This window comes from Methylomonas koyamae (assembly GCF_006483455.1).
Lineage (GTDB): Bacteria > Pseudomonadota > Gammaproteobacteria > Methylococcales > Methylomonadaceae > Methylomonas > Methylomonas koyamae_B.
The window spans coordinates 59,803-85,098 of sequence record NZ_PPPU01000009.1 but is presented as its reverse complement, the minus strand read 5'-3'; the positions used below and the strand labels follow the sequence as shown (position 1 = coordinate 85,098).

Here is a 25,296-nt window from a genome sequence, read left to right as displayed (position 1 = left end):
AGAGCGACAGTTTCCGGCAGCTTTCGGCTTGTCTGCCGGAGCGCCGTCAAGTTGGATACCCACCGGTTTTAAGGTTGAAAGATATCGATAACTTGTTAGAGTAGTAAGCGTCCCCGAACCGCAATGGAAAAATCATGCTACGCAAAATCCTGATCGCCAATCGCGGCGAGATCGCCGTCCGCATTATTCGCGCCTGCGCCGAGATGGGCATCCGTTCGGCGGCGATTTACTCCGAGGCAGACCGGTTTGCCCTACACGTCAAAAAGGCGGACGAGTCGCACTATATCGGTAGCGACCCGCTGGCCGGTTACCTGAATATTTACGGTCTGGTCGATTTGGCCTTGCGCACCGGCTGTGACGCAGTCCATCCCGGTTACGGCTTTTTGTCCGAAAACGCCCAGTTTGCCAAAGCCTGCCAGGAGCGCGGTCTGGTGTTCATTGGCCCGTCGGCCGACGTGATTCACCGGATGGGCGACAAGACTGAGGCTAGGGCGGCAATGAAGGCCGCCGGCCTGCCGGTTACGCCGGGTTCGGACGGCAATCTGGACAATGTCGATCATGCGTTGCAAGTCGCCGAACAGATCGGTTACCCGATCATGCTGAAAGCCACCTCGGGCGGCGGCGGCCGCGGCATCCGCCGTTGCGACAATCCCGACGAACTCCGCCAAAACTTCCAGCGGGTGATTTCCGAAGCGACCAAGGCCTTTGGCAGCGCCGACGTGTTTCTGGAAAAGTGCGTGGTCAACCCGATTCACATCGAAGTGCAAGTGTTGGCCGACCACTTCGGCAACACCATCCATCTTTACGAGCGTGATTGCTCGGTGCAGCGCCGCAACCAAAAATTGATCGAAATTGCGCCGTCGCCACAATTGGATGAAGCGCAACGCCAGTACCTGGGCGGCTTGGCGGTAATGGCTGCCAAAGCAGTCGGCTATACCAACGCCGGCACCGTGGAGTTTCTGCTCGATGCCAACGGTCGCTTCTATTTCATGGAAATGAACACCCGGGTGCAAGTTGAGCACACCATCACCGAGACTATCACCGGCGTCGATATCGTCGAAGAACAAATTCGGGTTGCTGCCGGGTTACCGCTGCGCTTCAAGCAGGAAGAAATCGTGCGCCGCGGCTATGCCATTCAATTTCGGGTCAACGCCGAAGACCCCAAAAACAATTTCCTGCCCAGCTTCGGCCACATTACCCGCTACTATGCCCCCGGCGGTCCCGGTGTGCGCACCGACACCGCCATCTATACCGGCTATGAAGTGCCGCCGTTTTACGATTCGATGCTGGCCAAGGTCATCGTCAGCTCGATGACTTGGGAAGATGCGATCAATCGCGGCGAACGCGCCTTGAAAGACATGGGCTTGTTCGGCATCAAAACCACCATTCCCTATTATCTAAAAATTCTCGGTCACCCGGATTTTCGTCGCGGTCGATTCAACACCGGCTTCGTCGAAGCCAATCCCGATTTGATCAATTACTCCAACAAGCCGCGCCCGGAAATTCTGGCCAGCGTGCTGGCGGCCGTCGTCGCTTCCCATACCGGCCTGTAAGCCAAGGACACCAAGATGAGCAAAGTTTATGTAACCGACGTTATCCTCCGCGACGCCCACCAATCCCTGATCGCCACGCGGATGCGCACCGAAGATATGCTACCGGCCTGCGCCATGCTGGACGATATCGGCTATTGGTCTCTGGAATGCTGGGGGGGCGCGACTTTCGACGCCTGTCTGCGTTTCTTAAAGGAAGACCCATGGGAAAGACTGAGCAAACTGAAAGCCGCTTTACCCAATACCCGCCTGCAAATGCTGTTGCGCGGCCAAAACCTGCTGGGCTATCGGCATTATTCCGACGATGTGGTGCGTAAATTCGTCGAGACTGCCGCCCGCAATGGCATGGACGTGTTTCGAATCTTCGACGCGCTGAATGACATCCGCAACCTGGAAACGGCTATCGAAGCCACCAAAGCCGCCGGCAAGCACGCCCAAGGCACCATCTGTTACACGACCAGCCCGGTGCACGACATCGCCAGCTTTATCAAACTGGGTAAAGGCTTGGTCAATTTGGGCTGCGATTCGATTGCCATCAAAGACATGGCCGGTTTACTGACCCCCTATATTGCCGGCGAATTGATCAAAGCCTTGAAAGATGCCGTCGATTTGCCGCTGCACCTGCATTGCCATGCCACGGCCGGCTTGGCGGAAATGTGTCAGCTCAAGGCCATCGAAGCCGGCTGCGAACATGTCGATACGGCCTTATCCTCCTGGGCCGGCGGCACCAGCCACCCGCCCACTGAATCGTTGGTCACTGCACTGCGCGGCACTGATTACGACACTGGGCTGGATTTGGATAAGCTGCAAGCGGTGAACGACTATTTCGCCGAAATCCGCAAAAAATACCGCCGCTTCGAAAGCGAATTTACCGGCATCGACACCCGCGTCCACATCTTCCAAGTCCCGGGCGGCATGATCTCCAACCTGGCCAACCAATTGAAAGAACGCAACGCACTGGACCGGATCGACGAGGTGTATAAAGAAATCCCGGAAGTGCGCAAAGACTTGGGCTATCCGCCGCTGGTGACGCCGACCTCGCAAATCGTCGGCACCCAGGCGGTGCTGAACGTGTTGATCGGCAAGCGCTACGAGACCATCAGCAACGAGGTCAAACGTTATCTGCACGGCGGCTACGGCAAGGCACCGGCGCCGGTCAATCCGCAATTGCTGGCGAAGGCGGTTGGTAAAGAGGAAATCATCGAATGCCGGCCGGCGGATTTATTGAAACCGGAATTCGAGCATCTGCGCAACGAAATTGCTCATCTGGCTTTGAACGATGAAGACGTGCTGAGTTACGCGATGTTTCCGGAAATCGGCAAACAGTTTCTGGAATTGCGTTCCACCGACAATCTGGTGCCGGAACCGCTGGAACTGGAAGAAGCGGCTAAGCCCGGCGAAGTTAAAAAAGCCCCGACCGAATTTAATGTGGCGTTGCACGGCGAGCAATATCACGTCAAAGTCACCGGCGCCGGCCCGAAAAACCAGAGCTTGCGGCATTTTTATTTCACCGTGGACGGCATGCCGGAAGAGATCGTCATCGAAACCCTGGACGAAATCGTGCTGGACGGCGGCGCCCAGGGCGCGGTGCAAAGCGCCATCGCCAGCAAGCGGCGTCGGCCCAGCGAGCCGGGTGATGTCGTGACCAGCATGCCTTGCAACATCATCGACGTATTGGTCAAGGAAGGCCAGAAAGTCAACGCCGGCCAAGCCTTGCTGGTCACCGAAGCCATGAAGATGGAAACCGAGATCACCGCGCCGATTGCCGGCAGCGTCAAAGCCATTTATGTGGCTAAAGGTGACGCGGTTAACCCCAACGAGGTATTGGTGGAAATAAATTGAGAGAAAAGCGGCAAGACGAAAGGTAAAATAGCGCGCTTTGCTTAATCGCCTAAACTTTACCGCCAAGGTGTGCAGCGCGCCGGCCATGAAGCGATTGGCCAGTCCGCTGTTTTTGTATTCGACCTTTCGTCCGGCTCTACCGTGAAACCAACCCCCGTCACCGAAGCATCCATCCAGCACGCCGCCGACTTACTGCGCCATGGTCAGCTAGTCGCGTTTCCGACTGAAACTGTTTACGGCCTGGGCGCTGACGCGTCCAATCCGGAGGCGGTGGCGAAAATTTTTGCGGCCAAGGGCCGGCCGGCGGACCATCCTTTGATCGTGCACATTGCCGGTGCCGAGCGAATGGCTGATTGGGCCGACCAAGTACCGGAGGCTGCCTGGCGGCTGGCGGAACAATTCTGGCCGGGTCCGCTGACGATGATTTTAAAAAAACGCGAGTCGGTGCCGCTGGCGGTGACCGGCGGCCAGGATACCGTGGGGTTGCGGGTGCCGGCCAATCCGGTGGCGTTGCGCTTGCTGCAGGCGTTTGGCGGCGGCGTCGCCGCGCCATCGGCCAATCGTTTCGGCCGCATCAGTCCGACCGAAGCCCAGCACGTGGCCGAAGAGTTGGACGCCAGTGTGGCTTGTATTCTGGACGGCGGCCCCTGCGCGGTGGGAGTGGAATCGACGATCATCGACCTCAGCGACGAGGTCCCGACCATCCTCCGCCCCGGCCGCATTACCCGCAGCCAACTCAAAGCCGTATTGCATGCCGATATTCGGCTCTCTTCGCAAACCAAGATTCGGGCGCCGGGCATGATGGCCGTGCACTATGCGCCAAACACGATGGCCTTGCTCTGTCCGGCCGATACCTTGATTGCGATGGCCGACGACCTCTGCGCCAAAGGCCAACACATCGGCATTCTGGCATTCAGCGCCGAGATCGCGGAAATTCCCTGCCTGCATATTCTCCGGCTGCCGGCCGATGCCGAACTATACGAACCGGCCCTGTACAGCTCGCTTCGGGCTCTGGACAATCTGCAACTTGATACGATTTTGATCGAGCAACCGCCCGATCACGAAGCCTGGGCCGCCGTTAACGACCGCCTGAACAAAGCCACGGTCTGAAATGAACGACGACGAATGGATGCGCCATGCCATCCGGCTGGCGCAGCGCGCCGAAGACCAAGGCGAGGTGCCGGTAGGCGCGGTGCTGGTGCTCGGTAACCGTTGTATCGCCGAAGGCTGGAACCAACCGATCCAAACCAACGACCCGACCGCTCACGCGGAGATCGTCGCGTTGCGCAAAGCCGGCCAAGTCCTCGATAACTACCGTCTGATCGATACCACCTTGTACGTAACGCTGGAGCCCTGCGTGATGTGCATGGGCGCCATTGCCCACGCTCGCGTCAAACGCCTGGTGTTCGGCGCTTACGATCCGAAGCGCGGAGCGGTCTGCCACGCGCTGCAACTCAGTGATGCGGAATTTTTAAATCACAAGGTGGAATGGACCGGCGGGGTATTGCAAACGGTTTGCGCCGACTTGCTCGGCGACTTCTTCAAGGCCCGCCGCGAACGATCGAGAAATCCGGGCCGGAGTGCATAACGTCTTACCGGTATTTGACGGCGAGGATTGCTTCAATAAATCGAGCGATAGCTGGTTTCGTGAGTCGGTTCACAGATTTGTGTCTGAGCCGTAGCTCGGGGCTGAGACGGTAACGCTTGATCTGCGAATTTACATTAACATTGAGATGTAAGCGGTTGACATGTTTAAGTCCTGAATAATCAATGCTTTAACTGAACTTTAATCTAGTTGCTTTTTGCCGGTTTTGTGTGAATACTCGCCCTCCCTAGTTTATTTTTGCGGTTAGTTTCGGGGGTGGATATGAAGATGGTCGTCGTCATGTTGTCCGGTTTGGTAATCGGTGGTTTGGTCGTTATTGCGGCGTTGCAATTGATACGCGTGGTCGGCAAAGAATTTATAGATTTGATGGCTGAAGCCTGGCATAGCGCAGAAACGCATTGACCGATTATTTGGCTGGCATCGAATTGTGCCGTTTCCGGTTGACGAATTTGCCGAAATTCGTCACTCTGTTTGAACATGCGCAACAGTTTCAATTTTCGGGGATGCTAAAAATGAGTTCGGTCAACAAAATTTGTGGAGTCCTGCTGCTCGGTCTGGTTAGCAGCGTGGTTCAAGCCAGGGAAGTCAGCTATTGCAAGGTTTTGCGAACTTTCGACGATAAGGATGCCAGCGCGGCTCCCGCAATAAAATACGAAGATTGTTCCGGCGTCGCCTTTATAGAGTATGCCAAGTACTACGTCGCCGCCCGCTGCTGGGCTGGATCTTACGATCTGCTTGAGGGCAAATGCGATTCGGTAAAGCCTGAAGCCGCCGAGAATGTTAGTGCTGAAGACGTTATGCCGGCAGAACCGGCCGAAGCGGAGCAATAACGCATAGCGAATAGGTTCAACCGGGGTATCGAAAGCCGCTTTAAACAGCGGCTTTTTTATGCCTGTCGTCAAATCGTTCGTGAGTTGCGGAAGACTGGGCTCAAGGAGCTAATGCCGAAGTATTGCCGGTAAAAATTTGCTAATTGGTGGAAGCAGGGAATTTTGCGCGTGGTAGCCTGTCGTAACGGCGTTCGAAAACGTTCGGTTTAGGTCGATATCACTGGAGGTTGGAGATGATTGCTATGCGCTATAACATCAAAAAATTCGGTAAAGTCATTTCGCATATAAGCCCGGAAAAGATGAGCCCGGGGTTGGCGAAAGAATTAAAATCGCGCGGCTACAGAATCAGTAGCGCTTACTACGATCAACATCTTGCCGCTGTCGCGGCCGGTTAAGTTAACCAATCACCCATCAAATACAGCGAGAAGCCGGCTTAGCGCCGGCTTTTTTTTGGCGTAACTGTTGGCGAGAAAGTTTGCGTGTTATTTCAACCGGTCCGATTCGGTTGATTTGAACCGGCCTCCAGCCAAAATTTCCTGCAGACCATTCAGAAACACAGCGTCAGACGTATATTAATAGCGCCTCGATATTAATTTGGTACAATCGTTGGGTTTTGCGTGCGCTCCAAGACGAGTAGCGGCAGATCAATTTTTGTGGCCTAAAGGTTGCTTTCCGGGGTTAACACCGCTTAATCGAAGACGCTTACTGCTAATGAAAAATTTCTACCTCCGTTTGCTTGCAGTCGCCTGCCCGATCTGGCTTGGGTACGGTTCGGCAAATGCTCAAGAAGCGCAACTGTCGGTCGATGAGGTCGTCGCCCTGTTTTACCAGCGCAATTTGGACCTGATTGCCGCGCAATACAACATCGACCAGACGCGCGCCGAGCAAGTGCTGGCCGGGGCGATTCCTAATCCGGTATTCGGCATCCAAGTCTCCGAAATCAGTAACAATCCCAACATGGGGTCCAATGCCACCGGCTGCAACCATAGCCCCAGCGTATCGTGCGGACCGGCCGAATATTTCTCCTTCAGCCAATTAATCGAAGTTGCCGGTAAACGCGGGCTGCGGATGCAAAGCAGCGGTTTTGCGACACAGGCGGCAGAGAGTGATTTGCGCGATGCCGTGCGCATCTTCAGCAATATGGTGCGCGATGCGTACTTCGATTTGTTACAGGCACAAAAAAACCGGTGGCTGGCGCAGGAAATTGCCAATCATTACCAACAGATAGGTCAGGCTAACGATTTGCGGCTGAAAAGCGGCGATATTGCAGAGGCCGATTATTTGCGGGTGAAAATGGAAAGTTTGCGCGCCCAATCCGATCTGGATAGTGCCCAAGCCGTTGTGGAGCAGGCGCAAGCGGCGCTGGCAGTGCTGCTGCGCTGGCCCGAACAGAGTTTACGTATCGAAGCGAAGGACGCCTGGCCAGCGTTAGCCGATATCGGCCAAACCCGCGACAAGAACGAATTGATCGACCGGGCCTTGCAACAGCGCCCCGACCTGCAAGCCGACAAACAACGCGCCGAACAAGCGAAAAAGGAACTGGAGCTGGCGCGGCGCTTGAAATACCCGGATGTCACTGTCAACGCCGGCTACGCCCGCGATCCGAGTAACAATGCGTTAAATTCGGCTTTCGTCGGTTTCAGCGTGCCGCTGCCGTTGTTTTACCAGTATCAGGGCGAAGCGGACAAGGCGACAGTCAGTTTGAACCAGTCGCAATTGGCGGTCGAACAAACCGAGCTCGGTATCCGCAACGACGTGGTCAGCGCGTTGGCAGCCTGGAACAGCGCCGACAAGATCGTGCAACGCTTCGATGGCGGTTTGTTAGGTGATGCCCGTAGCGTACGCGACAGCGCAGAACTGGCTTTCAGAAAAGGCGCGACCGGCGTGCTGGATTTTATCGAAGCACAACGCAGCTATAAAAGTGTGATGCGCGACTACTACGCGGCCATGATCAATCGCACGAATGCCTACTTCGATTTAAGCAAAGCGTTGGGCGTAGAACCCAGTGTTGAGAATGCTGCCGCAAGCGTTGGCTCGCGGTAAATGCCGGTAACTTCATATGCACATACCCTACTTCATGAATAAGCAAGCGATTTTCGGTTTACGCCGTTGCCCCACTCTGTTTGGGTTGCTGGTATTGTTAGTGCTGAATGCCTGTTCCGACTCCGCCGATAAAAATCAGCCCCAGCCGGTTGTGCATGCGCTACCCGGCGAAGTTTACCTGACCCCCGATTCGCCGAAAAAAGCCTACGTCAAAACCAGCGCGTTGACCTTGACCCGGCCACCATTGCTCGAACCCTTGGCCGGCAAAATCGCCTATAACGACAGCGCGACCTCCCGAATCAGTTCTCCGGTAACCGGCCGAGTGCTGACCAATCCGTTGCCGCTGGGCAGTCAAGTGCAATCCGGAACGGTGATGTTGGAATTGCATAGCCCGGAGGTTGCCGACGCCCAGGCCGACTACGCCAAGGCGCAAGCGCAACTGACCTTGGCCGATCGAGCATTCCGGCGCCAGCAAGAGCTATATCAAGGCCAGGTTGTCTCGCGCAAAGAGCTGGAACAGGCCGAGGACGATCTGAGTCAGGCCCGCAGCGAAGTGCAACGCGCACAAAACCGCTTGAAAAATCTGCAACTGGCGTCGGGTCAGAACAATGCCCGCTTTGCGTTGCGTGCTCCGATAAGCGGCGTCGTGGTGGAGCGTAACGTCAATCCGGGGCAGGAGGTCGGTCCGGGTTTGGACAAGCCGCTATTCGTCATTTCCGATATTCAACGGCTGACCGTGGTCATGGACGTGTTCGAAGTCAATCTGGCCAAGATCAAACCCGGTCAGCAACTGAAAATCTCGGTACCGGCTTATCCGGGCGAAGCCTTTCCGGCAACGGTGGAGTACGTTGGCCAAGTTCTGAACGAGACCACCCGCAGCGTACAAGTGCGCTGCGCGTTACCGAATCCGGACGGCCGCTTGCTGCCCGGCATGTACGCGACCATCGATGTCGAGAGCCCGCCGGATGCCCAAGCCATCGTTGTGCCTTTAACCGCGGTATTCACCGAAGACGACTCCGACTACGTGTTTGTCGCCGTCGACGAAAACCATTATCGGCAGCGGCCGGTAAAAATGGGCTTGCGGCTGAAGGAGCGCGCGGTGGTTACCGAGGGCTTGCAAGCCGGAGAGCAGTTGGTGACCGAGGGGGCCTTGGTGTTGCGCGCCGAGGAAGATGTTAACGATGCCAACCCTTAGCCCAGGATCGCCGAGATGATTGCCCGCGTTATCGCTTTTTGTTTACAACAGCGCCTGATGGTGATCGGCGCCACCTTAGCTATCGCCGTTTCCGGCATCGTTGCCTTCGAGAATCTGCCGGTGCAGGCGTTTCCGGACGTGCAAAACGTGTTCGTGCAGGTGGTGACGCAATTTCCCGGCCAAGCGCCAGAAGAAGTGGAAAAGATCATTTCGTTACCGATCGAACGGGAGATGAACGGCTTGCCGCATCTGATCAACATGCGCTCGGTCTCGATTTTCGGTTTGTCGGTGGTAACGCTAACCTTCGATGACAGTGCCGAAGACTATTTCTCCCGCCAGCAAGTCCTGGAACGTTTGCGCGGCGCCGATCTGCCCGACGACGTTAAACCGCAAATCGGGCCGCTATCGACCGGTGTCGGCGAGATTTACCGTTACGTAATCGACGCCAAACACCTGCCGTTGACCGAGCAACGGGCCTTGCAGGATTGGGTAATCGAGCCGCGCCTGCGTACGGTGCAAGGGGTGGCGGACGTGGTGTCTTACGGCGGCGGCGTCAAGGAGTACAAGGTTGTAGTCCGGCCGGATAGTCTGAAAAACTACCGGCTGGATCTGAATCAGGTTTATAGCGCCATTGCGGCCAACAACACCAATACCGGCGGCGGCTATATCGAGGATGGCGATGAGGCCTTGGTAGTCAGAGGCATCGGTTTACTGAAATCGGCCGATGAGATCGGCGAAATCGTCGTCGCCAGCAACGACGGCGTGCCGATCCGGGTCAAAGACGTCGCCGAGATTCGGGTCGGCCCGCAACCACGGACCGGAATCGTCTCGCTAAACCAGCGCGACGATATCGTCGAAGGCATCGTGCTGCTGATCAAAGGCCGCGACGCGGTCGGTGTACTCGACGGCGTCAAGCAGAAAATCGAAGAATTGAATGCGTTCGGTTTGCCGCCAGGCGTGAAAATTACGCCGATTTACGACCGTACCGAACTGGTCGGACATACCGTGCATACCGTCGAACACAATATGGTCGAAGGTGCGGTATTGATTTTGATCATTCTGCTGGTGTTTCTGCAACGTTTCATGGCCGCCTTTCTGGTCACGCTGATCATCCCGTTGTCGTTGCTGTTTGCCTTTATCCTGGTCGACTTGGGCGGCATTTCCGCCAATCTGATTTCGCTCGGTGCGATTGATTTCGGCATCATCGTCGACAGCACCGTGGTGCTGGTGGAAGCCGTCATGGTGCAGGTGACGTTGGATATGCAGCGCAGCGCCGACATCCGCGTTTTGCGGCAATCCTTGTTGAATACTGCGACCGAAATGGGGCGGCCGATTTTGTTCTCCAAAATCATTATCATCATCGCCTTTCTGCCGATTTTTACCTTCCAGCGGGTCGAGGCCAAAATTTTCTCGCCGATGGCTTACACGCTGAGCTTTGCGTTGGTGGCTTCCATGCTGTTCAGCCTGACCTTTATCCCGTCGATGCTGACCTATTTACTCGGGCCCAAGCTGGCCGAACGCCATAATCCGCTGGTACATGCGATGGAGCACCATTACCGCAACATTCTGGAATGGGTGTTGAAACATGCCCGATTGGTGTTTTTCGCGGCGGTCGGCACCTTGGCATTGAGCGTGCTGTCGGTGCGCTTGATCGGCACCGAATTCATGCCCAAACTGGACGAGGGCAATATCTGGCTGACCATCACGCTGCCGACGCCGGTATCGTTGACCACCGCCAAAGATATCGAACGCAAGGTTCGCGACCGCTTGGAAACCTTCGCCGAAGCCAAAACCATCCTGACCCAACTGGGCCGCCCCGAAGACGGCACCGACCCTAAAGGCTTCAACAACCTGGAGGTGTTGATAGACCTGAAGCCGAAGGAAACCTGGGGTTACGCCAAAAAAGACGAGCTGGTCCAGGCCATGGACAAGGCGCTAGCGATTTTTCCGGGGATTCAGACCAACTTTTCCCAAGTGATTCAGGATAACGTCGAAGAAGCCATATCCGGGGTTAAAGGCGAGATCGCAATCAAAGTATTCGGTAGCGATCTCCAAACCCTGCAGGACAAGGCGGACCAGATTACCCACATCCTGGCCGGCATTCGCGGCGCCAGCGACGTCGCCGCCGAACAGCAAGCCGGTCTGGCCCAGGTCATCGTCGACATCGATCGGGCCAAGATCTCCCGCTACGGCATCAACGTGGCCGATGTGGAACAGGTATTGGAAATCGGCATGGGCGGCAAAGCGGCATCCCAGTTTCTGGAAGGCGAACGCCGTTTCGATATCGCGTTGCGTTATGCCGAAAACGCCCGCGATTCGATATCCGGCCTGGAAAGCCTGACCGTGCAAACCCCGGCGGGGCAATTGATACCATTGTCAGAATTGGCGACGATCAAGGTCAACCAAGGCGCATCCCGTATCAGCCGCGAAGAAAACATGCGCCGGATCGCGATCAAATGCAATTTGATCGACCGCGACCAGGGCAGCTTCGTTGCCGAAGCCCAAGCCAAGGTAGCGGCGCAAGTGGCGTTGCCGCCCGGTTACCGCATCGTCTGGAGCGGTCAGTTCGAGAACCAACAGCGGGCGATGAAGCGCTTGGCGATTATCGTGCCGATCAGTCTGGGTTTGATCTTCGTGTTGTTGTTCTGGACCTTCATGTCGGTTAAAAATGCGCTTTTAATCGTGATGAATGTGCCGTTTGCGTTGATCGGCGGTTTATTGATCCTGCTGGCAACCGGCATCAATCTCAGCGTCTCCGCCGCGGTAGGTTTCATCGCCTTGTTCGGCATTGCCGTGCAGAACGGCGTGATTCTGGTGTCGCAGTTGAATAAGCTGCGCCGCGAGGGCCAATCCTTGCACGACGCGATCGTCAACGGCTCGGTCAGCCGGCTCAGGCCGGTGGTGATGACCGCGTTGATGGCGATGCTGGGCTTGTTCCCGGCAGCATTATCTACTAGCGTCGGTTCCGAGACCGCCAAGCCGTTTGCCGTGGTCATTATCGGCGGCTTGATTAGCGCGACCTTGCTAACCTTGACCCTGCTGCCGGCGCTATACCGTTACTTTGCCGAAGCCGACGAGCTTTAAAGGATGGTCATGAAAGAAATCCGCGCTTATATTCAGCCGCATAAACTCAACCAATTGACGATGGCCTTGATGGAAATTCCGGATTTTCCGGGGATGTCGATCATGGATTGCGAAGGTTTCGGCCGCGAACGCACCGAGCACGTACAGGATTACAAACCGTTTCTGGCCAAAAAGCGGATCGAAATCTTCGCCCCGGAGCATCTGGTCGAGACCATTTTTCAGACCATCATGCAGGTGGCGCATAGTGGCCACCATGGCGACGGCAAGGTCTACATCGTCGAGGCGGTGGCGGGCGGCCGGATCAGTACCGGCGAACGGGATGCGGATCTGGGCTGAGCGGTTTCGGCGTCAGCCCGACAAAGGCGAATGCAGCTGAATTTGGCAGCGCTCAGCCCAACAGCTTCAATTCCGCCTCGCGGTATTTCTCGGCGCACTTTCGGCTGACTTCTTCCGGCAATTTCGGGCCGGGAGCGGTTTTGTTCCAATCCAAGGTTTCCAGGTAGTCGCGCAAATACTGCTTGTCGAAGCTGGGCGGACTGATGCCGACTTGGTATTGTTCGACCGGCCAGAAGCGCGACGAGTCCGGCGTCAGCGCCTCGTCGATCAGGAACAAGGTGCCGGCGGCGTCCAGGCCGAATTCGAACTTGGTATCGGCGATAATGATGCCGCGCTGGCGGGCGTATTCGGCAGCGGTGGTATACAGTTGCAAGCTGGCGTCGCGAACTTTGCCGGCGATTTCCTCTCCCATCAACGCCACGGTGTCGGCAAAGCTGATGTTCTCGTCGTGCACGCCGACTTCGGCTTTGCTGGACGGCGTATAGATCGGTTGCGGCAGTTGCTGCGCCTGTTGCAGGCCTGCCGGCAGTTCGATGCCGCAGACCGCGCCGCAACGCTGGTAGTCCTTCCAGCCGGAACCGATCAGGTAACCGCGGACGATGGCTTCCACCGGCAACGGTTTCAGGCGTTTGACGACGATGGCACGGCCTTCGACCTGGGCTCTGAGCTCCGGATCTGGAATCGCGTCGGCCAAGGTCAAATCGTCGCTCAAGTGGTTCGGAATGATGTCGCGCATTTTTTCGAACCAGAAGTTGGAGACGCTGGTCAATACCCGGCCTTTGCCTGGAATCGGATCGGGCATGATCACGTCGAACGCCGACATCCGGTCGGTGGTGACGATCAGCAGATGGCTGTCGTCGATTTCGTACATGTCGCGGACTTTGCCGCGGCCGAGCAGTTTCAGATGCGGCAGAGAGGATTCGTATAGTGCGGCGGGGACGTTCATATCGGGGGCGGATAGTCAGTGGATATTGGTCGAAATTTTATCATTAATCGAAAGAGGGATAGTTAACGCATGAGTTGGTTGGGTAAATTGGTTGGCGGCGCTTTCGGCTTCTTGATGGGCGGGCCGCTGGGCGCCATTTTCGGTGCCGCGGTCGGACACCAGTTCGATGCCGGGATGCAAGGCATGGCGGATCAGACCTTGCATCCGGGCGAGCAGCATCGGGTACAGACCGCGTTTTTTACCGCGACCTTTGCCGTGATGGGGCATGTGGCGAAGGTCGACGGCCGGGTGTCGAGCGAGGAAATCGGCTTGGCCAACCGGGTCATGGACAATATGGAGCTGACGCCGGAATTGCGCGACGCGGCGATCCACTTATTTCGCCAGGGTAAGCAAGCCGGCTTTCCGTTGGCGGAGGTGCTGCAGCAATTTCGCAACGAGTGCCACCGACGTACGCATTTGGTGCGGATGTTCGTCGAAATCCAATTGCAGGCGGCGTTTGCCGACGGCGTGTTCGATGCCAGCGAGGAAGCCTTGCTGGCGGATATTTGCCGGCAGCTCGGCTTGTCGGAATTCGAATATCGGCTGATCAAGGGCCAGGTTGCCGCGCAACAGCGTTTTCGCCAGCAGAGCGGCAGGTCTTCCGCCGCGGAGCCGGCCGCGCCGCGATTGACGGATGCTTATGCCGCGCTGGGGGTATCGGCCCAAGCTAGCGAGGCAGAAATCAAAAAAGCGTACCGCCGGCTGATGAGCCAGCATCATCCGGATAAATTGGTGGCGAAAGGTTTGCCGGAAGAAATGATGGCGCTTGCCAAACAGAAAACCCAGCAGATCAGAAAAGCTTACGAAACGATCAAAGAAAGCCGGGGCTTTTAAAAAAATGCCCGCGTCACCTGGTGACAGGTGAGCGAGCTAAGCTAAACAGAGCTACTGCTTGATCGCGTGAGGAGGTACAACAAACAGGTTAAGCGCGGAACGAGCCGTTAAAGTCCAGATTGCTGGAAATAGTGGCGGCTCCGAACAGCATGGTGGAGATAATGAACTCACCCGACATGAAGCCAAACACGCCGGAGGTAAAAAACAGACCAGTGAGTATGTCTCGGTAAAGATTGTTAGATTTGCTCATGTTTTCTCCCTGACTGATGACAGTCAATTCAATGAAGACGGTTCTAATATATGAGCTAGTTCTTTTATTTACAATACCGGCTATAGTGTACATCTTGTTTCTTATTGGGAAACAATTCTGCAATAAAGCTGTCACATTGGGCTGCTATAAGCCGGCTTTATGCCAGAAAGGCGTTGAGAGAAGCCAGATGGTGCTTGGGCAGCTTTACCGTCAGGCGCACGTTGTCGCTGAAATCCTGCGCCAGAATGCAGCCGTCCAATTTTTTTAACTGGTATTCCAGCGGCTGCAATTGGTTGTAGTCCAAGGTCAGGCTGACTTCGGCAAATTCGATGTAGTCGACAATGTCCGCCGCTTCGATCACCGCTTTGGCGACATTGCCGTAAGCCCGAGTCAAGCCGCCGGCACCGAGTTTGACGCCGCCGAAATAACGCACGACGGCGACCAGCAGATTGATCAGTTGCTTACCTTCCAGATGTTGAAATATCGGTTTGCCGGCGGTGCTGCTGGGTTCGCCGGCATCATGAAAGCGGCAGACCAGACCGTCGGCCGACTGGATCCGGTAGGCGTAAACGATATGGCTGGCATCCGGATAACGTCGGTGCAGGTCGTTTAAAAACCCCAGCGCCTCGGCTTCGGAACGGCAGGGACTGATGATGCCGATGAAACGGGATTTCTTGATGAGCTCTTCGACCTGGCAGGCCGCGACGACGATTTTCACGTTACAACAATCCGTTGATAGCCGGATGCTGACTCAACAAATATTCGCGGAAGGCTTCGATTTGGGCTTCGTCGTGGCGGCCGTCGCGCGGTATATCGACGGTAATATCGCTGACGATACGCATCGGCGGCGGCGACAAGAAGATCAGGCGGTCGGCCAGTGCGATTGCCTCGCGCAAATCGTGGCTGACGAACAAGACCGTACGCGGCCGTTGTTGCCACAGCGCATACAGCAGCGTCCGCACCTGCCGGGCACTGGGCGCGTCCAGCGACACGAAGGGCTCGTCCATCAGCAGGATATCGGGATTCACGGCAAAGGCGCGGATAATTGCCACCCGGCGTTGCATGCCCAGCGACAAGCGCTCGGGATAACTGTGTTGCACCGCATCGAGCTGCATGCCGGCCAGTAGTTCGTCGATCAGTGCGGCCGGAGGCGGGCCGGCGAAGACTAATTCGATGTTCTGGCGAACGGTCCGCCACGGCAGCAGCCGCGGACTTTGAAACACATAACCGATTTTAGCGACGGCGGCTTGGCCGCCAATCCGAATTTGGCCTTGGTAGTGACTGTCCAGGCCGGCCACCATGTTAAGCAGTGTGGTTTTGCCGCAGCCCGATGGGCCCAGCAAACAGACGAATTCGTTGGGTTCGACCTCGAACTGCAAGTCGGCGATCGTCCTATGCTGACCGCCGCCATGGCCGTCGCGGTAGGTTTTGTCTTGAATGCTGATACTGATTGCGTTCATCGCCGCCACCTTAGCGCCGCCCGGTCCATGGGACGCAACACCAGCCATTCGATGGCTTGGATCACTGCGACGAAAGCAAAGGTATAAGCCATTAGGCTGGCGACGTCGAACAATTGGAAAAACAAATGCAATTGGTAACCCATGCCGTCGCTACGGCCCAGCAATTCCACCAGCAAAATGATCTTCCAAATCAGGGCCAGTCCGGAGCGGGTGGCGGCCATCACGAACGGGTGCAGTTGCGGCCAAATCACGTGCAGCAGCGTTTTTTTGCGGCCGAAACGATAACTCTGCGCCATTTCCAGCAAATCCTTGTCCAGCGCCCGCGCGCCCTCGCGGATCGTGACCACCACGTTCGGCAATTTGTTGACCACGACCGCCAGAATTGCTGCCGATTCGTCCAGGCCGAACCAGATGTAACACAGGATGATCGTGACCAAAGCGGGGATGTTCAGAAAAATCACCAGCCAATTGTCGAAGAACGCGTCCAGGCTTTTGTTTTTGCCTAACAACAGGCCGATCGCGCAACCGAGCAGCATCGCAATCGAAAAACTGACGGCCAACCGATACAGCGTGGCACCCAGGTGATGCGGTAGTTCGCCGGAAGCGGTTGCGCGCCAGAATACTCCGGCCACCTTTGCCGGCAGCGGCAGACTGGGATCGTTGAGCGACATCGCCGCCGCTTGCCAGATGCCTAACAACAGTAATAGCGATAACAGCGTAACGACGCCGTTACGCTGTCCGGTGATACCGGAGATCATCAATCGCCAGACCAGAACGTGCCGGGCTGTATCCGGTCGGAAGCGCCGGTCAGTTTGCTATCGACCTGATGCAGCATCCGGTAAATCTTTTCGGCGGCGGTTTGTTGGGCTGGCGCCCATTGCTCGATACTGCCTTTGCAGTAACCGGCGCGGAGTTTTTCTTGCTCGGTGGGGTTGCCGGCTTCGGTCAGCGGCAGGATTTTCGCCCATTCCGCATCGTTGGTGCACAAGCTGTCGCGGGCTTGTCTGCTCAATTCGAAGAATTGCTTCAGTGCGGCTTTATGCTGATCGGCCCAATCCTGTTTGAAAACATAGCCGATGCTGGGCACAGTCTCGGCTATACCTAATTGGCGGACGATGTCTTCGCCGCTGAGCAAGGTGCGGTAACCCCTGGCTTCCAGGCGAACGGCGAATTGCCAGTAGGTCAATAGCGCATCGACGCGCTTATCCAGCAATTGCTGGCTGAGCAAGGGCGGTGCGCCGTAGATTTTTTCGACGCCGGTATTCAGGTCCAATTGCTGCTGCCGGCCCAAGGCTTGCAGCAACAGCCAGTTTTTATCCAGTTCGCCGCCGGCGACCCCCAGTTTTTTGCCTTTCAGGTCGGCCAGCGTTTTGATCGGGCTATCGTTTGCGACCAGTAAGGCACCGGAGGTATCGGAAAACGGGTAAAAACTCAACTTGATGCCTTCGCCGCGCATGCTCGAGGTCCAGATCCAGTCGGAGACGATCAGATCGACCGCGCCGGCTTGCAGCGCAACTTTACCGGCCTGCTGGTTGGCGACGGCGACGTTTTCCACGGCGAAGCCGGCCTGATCCAACAAGCCCTGGTTTCGCATCGCCGCCAATTCCCAGCTCAATGTGCCGGAGGCCATGGCGCCGACTCTGATCGCGGTTTTCTCGGCGGCGTCGCCGATGGCAGCGAACAGTGCCGCCGCAGTAAACAGGCCGATTTTCAAGTTCATCTTTATTATCCCTGGCTGAATGTCGAGCTGGCGATTTTAACGCAGCCGCGGCGATTGTAAGAACGTTTCTCCCAGCCGTTTCCAAACCCGCGGTCAACTGTGGAACTGAGCGGCCGGAACCGGCCGGCCAATGTGGTAGCCCTGGTAGGACAAACAGCCTTTTTCCCGCAAAAACAGGATTTGTTCCTCGGTTTCCACGCCTTCCGCAATTACGTGCAGGCGCAGGCTTTTCGCCATGTTGATAATCGTCTCGACGATAACGGCGTCGTTTTGGTCTTCAGGTAGGTCTCTGACAAAGCTTTGGTCGATTTTGAGCTGGCTGATCGGTAAGGTTTTCAGGTAGGACAGGGACGAGTAACCGATGCCGAAATCGTCGATCGAGGTTTTGACCCCCAAACGCTGTAAATCGCGCATTTTTCTGACGGTATCGTCGATGTTGCTGATCACGGAACCTTCGGTCAATTCGATCACCAGACGATCGGCAGACAGGCCGGCGTCGGCCAGAATGCGTTCGATTTGTTCGACGAAGTCCGGCTGGCGGAATTGGCGCGAGCTGACGTTGACGGCAACGTGGCCGATTGGTCGGTTCTCGCGGTCCCAGGCACGGATCTGGCGGCAGGTCTCGCGGATCACCCATTCCCCGAGCGGCAAAATCAGGCGGGTGTCTTCGGCGATCGGGATAAACTCGGCCGGAGAAATCATGCCGCGCTGCGGATGCTGCCAGCGAATCAAAGCCTCGGCGCTCACCACCCGGCCGCTTTCGTCGACCTGAGGTTGGTAATGCAACACGAATTGGCATTGCTTTAATGCCTCGCGAATTTCCTTTTCCAACGTCAGCCTGCGGTCGGCGGTTTCCTGCATCGACGGCCGGTAGAAGCTGATGCCGTTGCGGCCGCCTTCCTTGGCACGGTACATCGCCGTGTCGGCTTGCTGGATCACCGCTTCCGGCTGTTCGGCGGCCTCCGGGAACAGTGTGACGCCGATGCTGGTGGAAAAATGGTGTTCGCTGCCTTGTACAGTGAATGGCTGGTTGATGGTGTGCAGAATCTTCTCGGCCAGCATCACCGCGTGGTGCGTGGCTCGGGCCAATTCGTTGTAACGACCCGGTATCATGACGATGAATTCGTCGCCGCCCAGGCGGCAGGCGGTATCCTCCTCCCGAATGATGGCGCGCAAACGCTGAGCCACCTGGGTCAGCAACTCGTCGCCGACCTGGTGGCCGCGGGAATCGTTTAGGGTTTTGAAATGGTCCAGATCCAGGAAAAACAGCGCACCGTAGCAATGTTGGCGCTTGGCGGCGGCAATTTCCTGTTTCAAGCGGTCCAACAGCAGGCGCCGGTTCGGCAAGCCGGTCAGCGGATCGTAAAACGCCAGCTCGTGGATCTCGCGCTCGGCGGCCTTTTGGTCGCTGATGTCGGAAAAAATCGCGACATAGTTCAGTTGCTTGCCGCTCTCGTCGCGGACGCCGGTCACAGTCAGCCGCTCCGGGAACACGTCGCCGTTTTTGCGCCGGTTCCAGATCTCGCCGCGCCATTGGTTGTCGCGCAGCAAAGCGCGGAACAGCCCGTGTAGCAAGCCCGGCGTTTGGCGGACTTTGGTCAACAGATCCGGCCGCCGGCCGATCACGTCTTCCGGGCTATAGCCGGTAATGCGGCTAAAGGCTTCGTTGACGCGCAGAACCGTACCTTTGGCGTCGGTCACCATGATGGCTTCGTGCGACTGAAACGTCGCGGCGGCAATCCGCAATTCGTTTTCTTGCCGCTTGCGGCGCTCGATTTCGCTGTTCAGGGCTTGGTTGCTGCGCAGCAAGTCGCGGGTGCGCAGCGCCACCAAGTCTTCGATGCGGGCAGTACGGCCGGTCATCAGCATCAGGCCGAAACTGGTCAGGCCGCACAATAGAAAACTGCCCGCCAATAACCGCCATGCCGTCCAGGAATGTTGGTCGCTGTAGAACTTGGCCGACGGCCGGTAACGAATATTCCAGATGCGGTCCGCTATTTTTAATTCCAATTGCCGCTGCAATTGCATCAGGCTGACAGCAGACTCCGCTGCGGTTTCGCCAAACAGCATCCGGTCGCCGTCGTATATGCTCAACGACAACTCGTCGGCTTCGAGGCGGGTGACGATTTCCCCGACTTCGCTGCCCAGGCGGAAGACGTTGGCCACCAGGCCAAGCAAATGTGCTTCGCTCTGCGCAACCGAACCCAGCGGTTTGCCCTTGGCGTAGACCGGGGAAAATACGGCAAAGCCGAATTCACCATCGCTAAACGTCAACGGGCCGGTGGCGCTGGTTTTGCCGGAGGCGATGGCTTGTTCCATGGCGTCGCGCAGTTCGGGTTGAGTCAGTGCATCGAGGCCCAGGTTTTGTTCATTACCGAACCAGTAAGTTATCGGCAGATAAAAATCGCGCTCCGCTGCCGCGGTATTGGCGCCTTGAGCATTGCGTTCCAGAATTGGCATCCCTTCCCGGTTTTCGAATTCGCGGCGCTGGGCGCGTCCGACTTTCGGTAACCATTCCAGAACTTCCAGTTCCGGATGGCGGCTGAATATGGTGTGGGCGAATAAGCGAAATTCGTTGCGGTCGACGCTGTCGGAGCTGTCGAACAAGGCCTTCAACAACTGGTTGTTCAATACGTCGTTGTCGAAATGCTGCTGTATGCTCTGGTGCAGCAAATTGGTCTGGCTCTCGAATAATTCGCGGATACGGCGGTTCTCCAGATTGCTGCTGTAGGCTACGGCGACTACAACCAGTAACAGGGTTGCCGCCAGCGGATATACCACGAACTGTTGGCGTTGGCGCCAAGTGTGGCGCGGGGCGCCGATGAAAGCCAGCAGGATGGGAGTGAAGATCACCGTGCCGATCGAGTCGCCTACCCACCAAGTACTCCAGTTAAGGCCGATCCCGGAGAATTCGATGCATCCGAGCAAGTAAAGCAAGCTGGTGCCCAGCGTCGGTGTCAGCAGGCAACTGACGATGGCCAAGACATAGAAGTGGAGGATGTGGCGGTCTTCCAGCAACGGGTTGTGCGGCCCGATCCAGCGGTTGATTAAAAATGCGCCGAGCCAGGCTTGACCGCAGGCGGCAATGGCGACAGCGGAACCCACCCAATAGGCTAACGCCGGCGACTGGACGTCGGTAAGCCCGGAGAACGCATAGGTTTGGGCGGCGATAGCGCCGATTGCCAGACCCGGCAGGATTTTTCGACCGGAATGCAACATGCCGGCCAGGGCGATACCGGCCGGCGGCCAAATCGCACTGGCTTCGCTGGGCGGAATAGCCAGCAAATGCCCCAGAAAGCCGCCGATGAAATACGCCAACGCGAAAAAACTGTTGCTCAGTAGCGGTTTAAGAAAAACAGGCATGACGGTTAAGCGGGCTCCATGGTCGGTCGAGCGTGCTGATCCGGAATAGTTTACCCTGACTGGGCCGGGTCGCGTGGGTTGGCGCTAAAGTTATAGGCTTTGCCGAAGCCGGCAACATAGTGGTAGCGAGTCGGCGTCAAGGCCAGCAAGCGGAAATCGGGCAAGGTGCGCAGCAGACCGACGACGTTGCCGAAACGGGCTTCTAGGCTATCAAGTAATTCGACGTAATGCGGATGGTCCGGCTCGATTTCGGCGACCGCGCAGTTTACGCTGGCTCTGGGTCTGGCGAACGGATTCCCGGCCGCCTCGCCTAAAAACAGTAACGAACCCTGCCGGCGCAGCAACATGTTGCCGGTATGCCGGGCCAGGCCGCTGACATAAACGTAAAACACGCCGTCGTGCTGCAACACCGGCGCATAGCTGGCTTCGGCATCCCCGTCGGCCGCGCCACTGGCGATCGTCGCGGCGTCGCTCGCGGCGATCAGGCGCAGACAATCGGCTTCCGGAGCGGCGGCTTGCATCGCTTTATGGCCGGGCCAATTCCGCGTGGCGGAAGCAATCGACGGTGTGGTCGTTGACCATCCCCACCGCCTGCATATAGGCGTAGCAGATGGTGCGGCCGACGAACTTGAAGCCGCGTTTTTGCAGATCCTTGCTCATGCGTTCGGATTCCGCCGAATAGGCGGGTATTTCGGCATGAGTTTGCCAGCGGTTCTGCAGCGTGCGGCCGTCGACAAAGCCCCAAATGTAACTGTCGAAGCTGCCGAACTGCTGTTGTACCGTCAGAAATGCTCTGGCGTTGGCGACGGCGGACTGGATTTTCAAGCGGTTTCTGACGATGCCGGGGTTTGCTAATAACTGTTCGAGTTTGGCCGGACCGTACTCGGCGACGGCCCGCGGGTCGAAACCATCGAAAGCGCTACGGTAAGCCGGGCGTTTGTCCAGGATCGTGCGCCAACTCAGGCCGGCCTGGGCGCCTTCCAGCACTAGAAATTCGAACAGGCCGCGGTCGTCGTGGAGCGGTTCGCCCCACTCGCTGTCGTGGTAGCGCTCCTCGTTGGCGCTGGCCAGCGCCCAGACGCATTTGGCCGCCATCAGTCTTTGTTCATCATTTTTTTCAGATCGGCGAACGGGTTGAAAGTCGCCGTTGGCGATTTGCCGTCCGTGCTGCTTTTGCCGCCGTAGCGCACCTGTTCTTCGTAGCGCTGGTGCTCGTTATCGTGGCAGTACAAACACAGCAGCTCCCAATTGCTGCCGTCGGGCGGATTGTGGTCGTGGTCGTGGTTGATATGGTGTACCGTCAGCTCGCGTAGATTCTTATGGTCGAACTCTCTGGCGCAGCGTCCGCAGATCCACGGATACAGTTTCAAGGCCTGTTCCCGGTAGCCTTTTTCCCGCTCTTCTTTGTAGCGCCGGGCTTCGGCAACGATATGGTAGGCTTTGTTATCCGACATGGTGTCCTCCGTTTCTCAACCGCCGGTCGCGTTCATGTGCCGCAAAATCACCGGCTGTTCGTGAATATTGAATTCGTGTTTCTCGGGTTTGATCTGCATCGCCGCGACGATGGCTTGTTTCAGCGCGGCCATATCGCCCGGCTGCTCCCTGACCACGCGTTTCAGGTCCACCGAGTGCTCGTTACCCAGACACAGCAGCAAGCGGCCTTCCGCTGTCAGCCTGACCCGGTTGCAGCTGCCGCAGAAATTGGCACTGTGCGGCGAGATAAAACCGACCCGGCTGGCGCTACCGTCGACGCGGTAGTAAGCCGACGGACCGCCGGTGTTGTCGGCGATCGCTTGTAAGTTGAAACGACAGCTCAAGTCGCGGCGGATTTCGTCGCTGGGATAAAAACTCTCGCCGCGGTGGTGGCGGTCTACCACGCCGAGCGGCATTTCTTCGATGAAGCTGATGTCCAGGCCATGGTCCAGCGCAAACTGCACCAGATCGACGACCTCGTCGTGGTTGCGGTGTTTCATGATCACCGCATTCAGTTTGATGCGCTCGAAACCGGCGGCGCGGGCGGCGGCGAGCCCGTCCAACACCCGTTGTAAATTGCCGGTGCGGGTCAGTTCCCGGAATTTTTCCGGATGCAGGGTATCCAGGCTGATATTCAGGCGTTTGACGCCGGCGGCGCGCAAATCGTCGGCCATTTCGACCAGTTGCGAGCCGTTGCTGGTCAGTACCAGTTCGTTCAAGCCGGGCATACTGCCGATTTCGCGCAGCAGACCGAGCGCGCCCTTTCGCACCAACGGCTCGCCACCGGTAACCCGAATCTTTGTCACGCCGAGTTCGACAAAGGCCTGACAGATCGTGCGAATTTCCTCCAGACTGAGAATTTGGCTGCGCGGCAGGAATTCCATGTCTTCGGCCATGCAGTAGACGCAACGGAAATCGCAGCGGTCGGTGATCGAGACCCGCAGATAATTGACCACTCGGCCGAAGCGGTCTATTAGTTGCAACGGTTTATTCGGTGCCATTACAGAACAATGAAAACGAAAGGAAACAAATAGTAACACGCTGCCGCCCAGTGTAAGAACGGCTCAAGCTCAGATTGCGCGTTTCCTGAGCAGTTCCGGATTCGGTGGTTAGCGGCCGGCGTCGGCCAAACGTTGCAACAACCCGAGTACCGCGGTTTCGATTTGCGGCAGGGCTTGATCCGGATGGCTGTCGCCGATGTCGTCGACTTGCCAGTATTCGACACGCTCGACCCACTCCGGAAATCGTTGCACCAACATCGGCTGATGCTCGCTGCGTTTCAAGGCCACGATCAGGCGGGCGCGCTGCAAATCGGGTTCGTCGACCGCGAGCGGCGGCCTTACCGGTTCGGCAGGGATTCGGCGCAAAGCCAGGCCACGCAGGGTGTGCGGCGAAATCGGCCCGGCATCGGGTTCCAGCAATTCGATCGCCAAACCGCGCGAATCGGCGCGCCACGGCAAGCGGTAAGCCGGCGCGTGGTGGTTAAAAAGGTACTCGGCGAAACGGCTGCGGTAGTAATTGCCGGTGCAAAGAAACAAGACTTGATCATGCATGCGAAGGTCTGCCCATGGCAGTAGGCCAGCGTTTAACGGTGCCCGGCATTAGACAACGCCGCCGGGCCGTTTTCAAGTCTGTCCGGTCAGGCCGGCAACTGCGCCTGCAAAAATCCGCCGATTTTTGCTTCCAGCCAGTAAGCGGACCGGAACCCCGCGCCGCCGACGAAGCCGACATGGCCGCCGCCGTTGCTGATTTCCAAATGCACTGCGGCCGACAGTTCCGCCGGACTCGGTAACACGCGTTCGGTCATGAACGGATCGTCCTTGGCTTGCAACAACAAGGTCGGCACCCGGATCAGCGGCAAAAACTGGCGCGAGCTGCTGCGGCGGTAATAGTCCGCGGCGTCGGCGAAACCGTGCAGCCGCGCTACCACCCGATCATCGTATTGCCAGAAGGAGCGAATCGGCCGCAAATCGCCGAGTTGGCGGATTCGTTCGGCCTGGTCGTCGCGGCCGATAGCCTCCAGATGGCGTTGCTTGATCCGCATGTATTGCTTCAATTCCCGCAACAGGTAGTCGCGGTAGATTCTGGAAAAACCCCGGTCCAGTTTGTCGGCGCATTCGCTCAGCACCAGCGGTACCGACACCGCGGCGGCGGCGAACAGGTCGGCATCGGTGCCTTGCTCGCCCAACCACTTCAGCAATACGTTGCCGCCCAGCGAAAAGCCGATCGCCGCCAGCGGCCGGCGCGGAAAACGCCGGCGCAGTTCCCGGTGCAAGAAGCCGATGTCCTCGGTTTCGCCGGAGTGGTAGCAGCGGGCCAAGCGGTTCATTTCGCCGCTGCAGCCGCGAAAATTCAGGGCCACGCTGGCAAAGCCCTGGCTTGGCAAGCTGTGTTGTAGACCGGCGATATAACCCGAGCGGCTGCTGCCGGCCAGGCCGTGCAGCAAAATCACCAGCGGTTTGGTCTCGTCTTCGCACCAGTCGATATCCAGAAAATCGCCGTCCGGCGTTTCCAGCCGTTCGCGGCGAATCGCGGCCGGTGGCGCGGTCCGCCGCAGCAAGGCCGGATAAATGGTTTGCAGATGGGGGCCGTTCAGCCACCAGGCCGGGCGGAAAGCGTTGTGCATGGTAGGCGCCTGCTTTATAGTTGAGCCGAGTATGAATACCAGCCGCAGAATATACCGCCGCTCGCGGCAAATGCCAGCCGGTGCGGTTTCGGCAGCTAA

The 25,296-nt window shown here is 57.4% G+C and carries 25 protein-coding genes; 12 read left to right on the top strand and 13 right to left on the bottom strand.

Annotated elements, in window-relative coordinates:
* Positions 1-134: 134 nt before the first annotated feature.
* The 11 genes from C2U68_RS05170 to C2U68_RS05130 all read left to right on the top strand — a co-directional run bounded on the left by C2U68_RS05170 (position 135) and on the right by C2U68_RS05130 (position 12,486).
* Positions 135-1,553 carry an acetyl-CoA carboxylase biotin carboxylase subunit gene (locus C2U68_RS05170; RefSeq protein WP_140911450.1) on the top strand — a complete coding sequence of 473 codons (1,419 nt, stop codon included), beginning with the start codon at positions 135-137 and terminating at the stop codon, positions 1,551-1,553.
* Positions 1,554-1,568: 15 nt separating this feature from the next.
* Entirely contained in the window at positions 1,569-3,392 is a 1,824-nt protein-coding gene (gene oadA, locus C2U68_RS05165; RefSeq protein WP_140911449.1) for a sodium-extruding oxaloacetate decarboxylase subunit alpha, read from the top strand.
* A gap of 141 nt (positions 3,393-3,533) precedes the next feature.
* A complete protein-coding gene (locus C2U68_RS05160; RefSeq protein ID WP_140911448.1) occupies positions 3,534-4,502 on the top strand; it encodes an L-threonylcarbamoyladenylate synthase in 969 nt (322 codons plus the stop codon).
* 1 nt (position 4,503) lies between these two features.
* Entirely contained in the window at positions 4,504-4,980 is a 477-nt protein-coding gene (tadA, locus tag C2U68_RS05155) for a tRNA adenosine(34) deaminase TadA (RefSeq protein WP_140911447.1), read from the top strand.
* Between the two features lie 279 nt (positions 4,981-5,259).
* A complete protein-coding gene (locus C2U68_RS21105) occupies positions 5,260-5,400 on the top strand; it encodes a hypothetical protein (protein WP_186289503.1) in 141 nt (46 codons plus the stop codon).
* A gap of 110 nt (positions 5,401-5,510) precedes the next feature.
* On the top strand, positions 5,511-5,828 hold the full coding sequence (locus C2U68_RS05150; RefSeq protein ID WP_140911446.1) for a hypothetical protein: 318 nt from the start codon (positions 5,511-5,513) through the stop codon (positions 5,826-5,828).
* A gap of 233 nt (positions 5,829-6,061) precedes the next feature.
* Positions 6,062-6,223 carry a hypothetical protein gene (locus tag C2U68_RS21100; protein WP_186289502.1) on the top strand — a complete coding sequence of 54 codons (162 nt, stop codon included), beginning with the start codon at positions 6,062-6,064 and terminating at the stop codon, positions 6,221-6,223.
* Between the two features lie 316 nt (positions 6,224-6,539).
* Positions 6,540-7,871: a TolC family protein gene (locus C2U68_RS05145; protein WP_140911445.1), complete on the top strand. Its 1,332-nt coding sequence runs from the start codon at positions 6,540-6,542 to the stop codon at positions 7,869-7,871.
* Between the two features lie 16 nt (positions 7,872-7,887).
* On the top strand, positions 7,888-9,066 hold the full coding sequence (locus tag C2U68_RS05140) for an efflux RND transporter periplasmic adaptor subunit (protein WP_260839222.1): 1,179 nt from the start codon (positions 7,888-7,890) through the stop codon (positions 9,064-9,066).
* A 15-nt stretch (positions 9,067-9,081) separates the two neighbouring features.
* Positions 9,082-12,150: an efflux RND transporter permease subunit gene (locus C2U68_RS05135; protein ID WP_140911444.1), complete on the top strand. Its 3,069-nt coding sequence runs from the start codon at positions 9,082-9,084 to the stop codon at positions 12,148-12,150.
* Between the two features lie 9 nt (positions 12,151-12,159).
* Positions 12,160-12,486, top strand: coding sequence for a P-II family nitrogen regulator (locus C2U68_RS05130; protein WP_140911443.1), 327 nt, complete (start codon positions 12,160-12,162; stop codon positions 12,484-12,486).
* Positions 12,487-12,538: 52 nt separating this feature from the next.
* Here the strand turns inward: C2U68_RS05130 and C2U68_RS05125 are convergent, their stop codons facing one another.
* The gene (locus C2U68_RS05125) at positions 12,539-13,432 is read right to left on the bottom strand and encodes a phosphoribosylaminoimidazolesuccinocarboxamide synthase (protein ID WP_140911442.1); all 894 of its coding nucleotides are present in this window, start codon (positions 13,430-13,432) and stop codon (positions 12,539-12,541) included.
* Between the two features lie 69 nt (positions 13,433-13,501).
* Between C2U68_RS05125 and djlA the strand changes: the two genes are divergently transcribed.
* Positions 13,502-14,305 carry a co-chaperone DjlA gene (djlA, locus tag C2U68_RS05120; RefSeq protein ID WP_140911441.1) on the top strand — a complete coding sequence of 268 codons (804 nt, stop codon included), beginning with the start codon at positions 13,502-13,504 and terminating at the stop codon, positions 14,303-14,305.
* Between the two features lie 88 nt (positions 14,306-14,393).
* Here the strand turns inward: djlA and C2U68_RS21095 are convergent, their stop codons facing one another.
* The 12 genes from C2U68_RS21095 to C2U68_RS05065 form a co-directional block, all read right to left on the bottom strand.
* Complete coding sequence (locus tag C2U68_RS21095) at positions 14,394-14,555, bottom strand: hypothetical protein (RefSeq protein ID WP_186289501.1); 162 nt, start codon at positions 14,553-14,555, stop codon at positions 14,394-14,396.
* 157 nt (positions 14,556-14,712) lie between these two features.
* A complete protein-coding gene (locus tag C2U68_RS05115; protein ID WP_140911440.1) occupies positions 14,713-15,273 on the bottom strand; it encodes an IMPACT family protein in 561 nt (186 codons plus the stop codon).
* Between the two features lies 1 nt (position 15,274).
* Positions 15,275-16,015 (bottom strand): ABC transporter ATP-binding protein, encoded by a 741-nt coding sequence (locus tag C2U68_RS05110; RefSeq protein ID WP_140911439.1) that lies wholly within the window; start codon positions 16,013-16,015, stop codon positions 15,275-15,277.
* Positions 16,012-16,773 (bottom strand): ABC transporter permease, encoded by a 762-nt coding sequence (locus C2U68_RS05105; RefSeq protein WP_186289500.1) that lies wholly within the window; start codon positions 16,771-16,773, stop codon positions 16,012-16,014. Before C2U68_RS05105 ends, C2U68_RS05110 begins: the two co-directional genes overlap by 4 nt.
* Positions 16,773-17,735 (bottom strand): ABC transporter substrate-binding protein, encoded by a 963-nt coding sequence (locus tag C2U68_RS05100; RefSeq protein ID WP_140911438.1) that lies wholly within the window; start codon positions 17,733-17,735, stop codon positions 16,773-16,775. Before C2U68_RS05100 ends, C2U68_RS05105 begins: the two co-directional genes overlap by 1 nt.
* Before the next feature lie 93 nt (positions 17,736-17,828).
* Positions 17,829-21,098 carry an EAL domain-containing protein gene (locus C2U68_RS05095; protein WP_140911437.1) on the bottom strand — a complete coding sequence of 1,090 codons (3,270 nt, stop codon included), beginning with the start codon at positions 21,096-21,098 and terminating at the stop codon, positions 17,829-17,831.
* A 50-nt stretch (positions 21,099-21,148) separates the two neighbouring features.
* The gene (locus C2U68_RS05090; RefSeq protein ID WP_140911436.1) at positions 21,149-21,619 is read right to left on the bottom strand and encodes a pyridoxamine 5'-phosphate oxidase family protein; all 471 of its coding nucleotides are present in this window, start codon (positions 21,617-21,619) and stop codon (positions 21,149-21,151) included.
* A gap of 4 nt (positions 21,620-21,623) precedes the next feature.
* The gene (locus tag C2U68_RS05085) at positions 21,624-22,193 is read right to left on the bottom strand and encodes a DNA-3-methyladenine glycosylase I (protein ID WP_140911435.1); all 570 of its coding nucleotides are present in this window, start codon (positions 22,191-22,193) and stop codon (positions 21,624-21,626) included.
* The gene (locus C2U68_RS05080; protein WP_140911434.1) at positions 22,193-22,552 is read right to left on the bottom strand and encodes a YajD family HNH nuclease; all 360 of its coding nucleotides are present in this window, start codon (positions 22,550-22,552) and stop codon (positions 22,193-22,195) included. Before C2U68_RS05080 ends, C2U68_RS05085 begins: the two co-directional genes overlap by 1 nt.
* Positions 22,553-22,567: 15 nt before the next feature.
* Positions 22,568-23,572 (bottom strand): GTP 3',8-cyclase MoaA, encoded by a 1,005-nt coding sequence (gene moaA, locus C2U68_RS05075; RefSeq protein WP_140911433.1) that lies wholly within the window; start codon positions 23,570-23,572, stop codon positions 22,568-22,570.
* Between the two features lie 108 nt (positions 23,573-23,680).
* The gene (locus C2U68_RS05070) at positions 23,681-24,124 is read right to left on the bottom strand and encodes a low molecular weight phosphatase family protein (RefSeq protein WP_140911432.1); all 444 of its coding nucleotides are present in this window, start codon (positions 24,122-24,124) and stop codon (positions 23,681-23,683) included.
* Between the two features lie 86 nt (positions 24,125-24,210).
* Positions 24,211-25,197 carry a hydrolase gene (locus C2U68_RS05065; RefSeq protein WP_140911431.1) on the bottom strand — a complete coding sequence of 329 codons (987 nt, stop codon included), beginning with the start codon at positions 25,195-25,197 and terminating at the stop codon, positions 24,211-24,213.
* Positions 25,198-25,296: the final 99 nt, after the last annotated feature.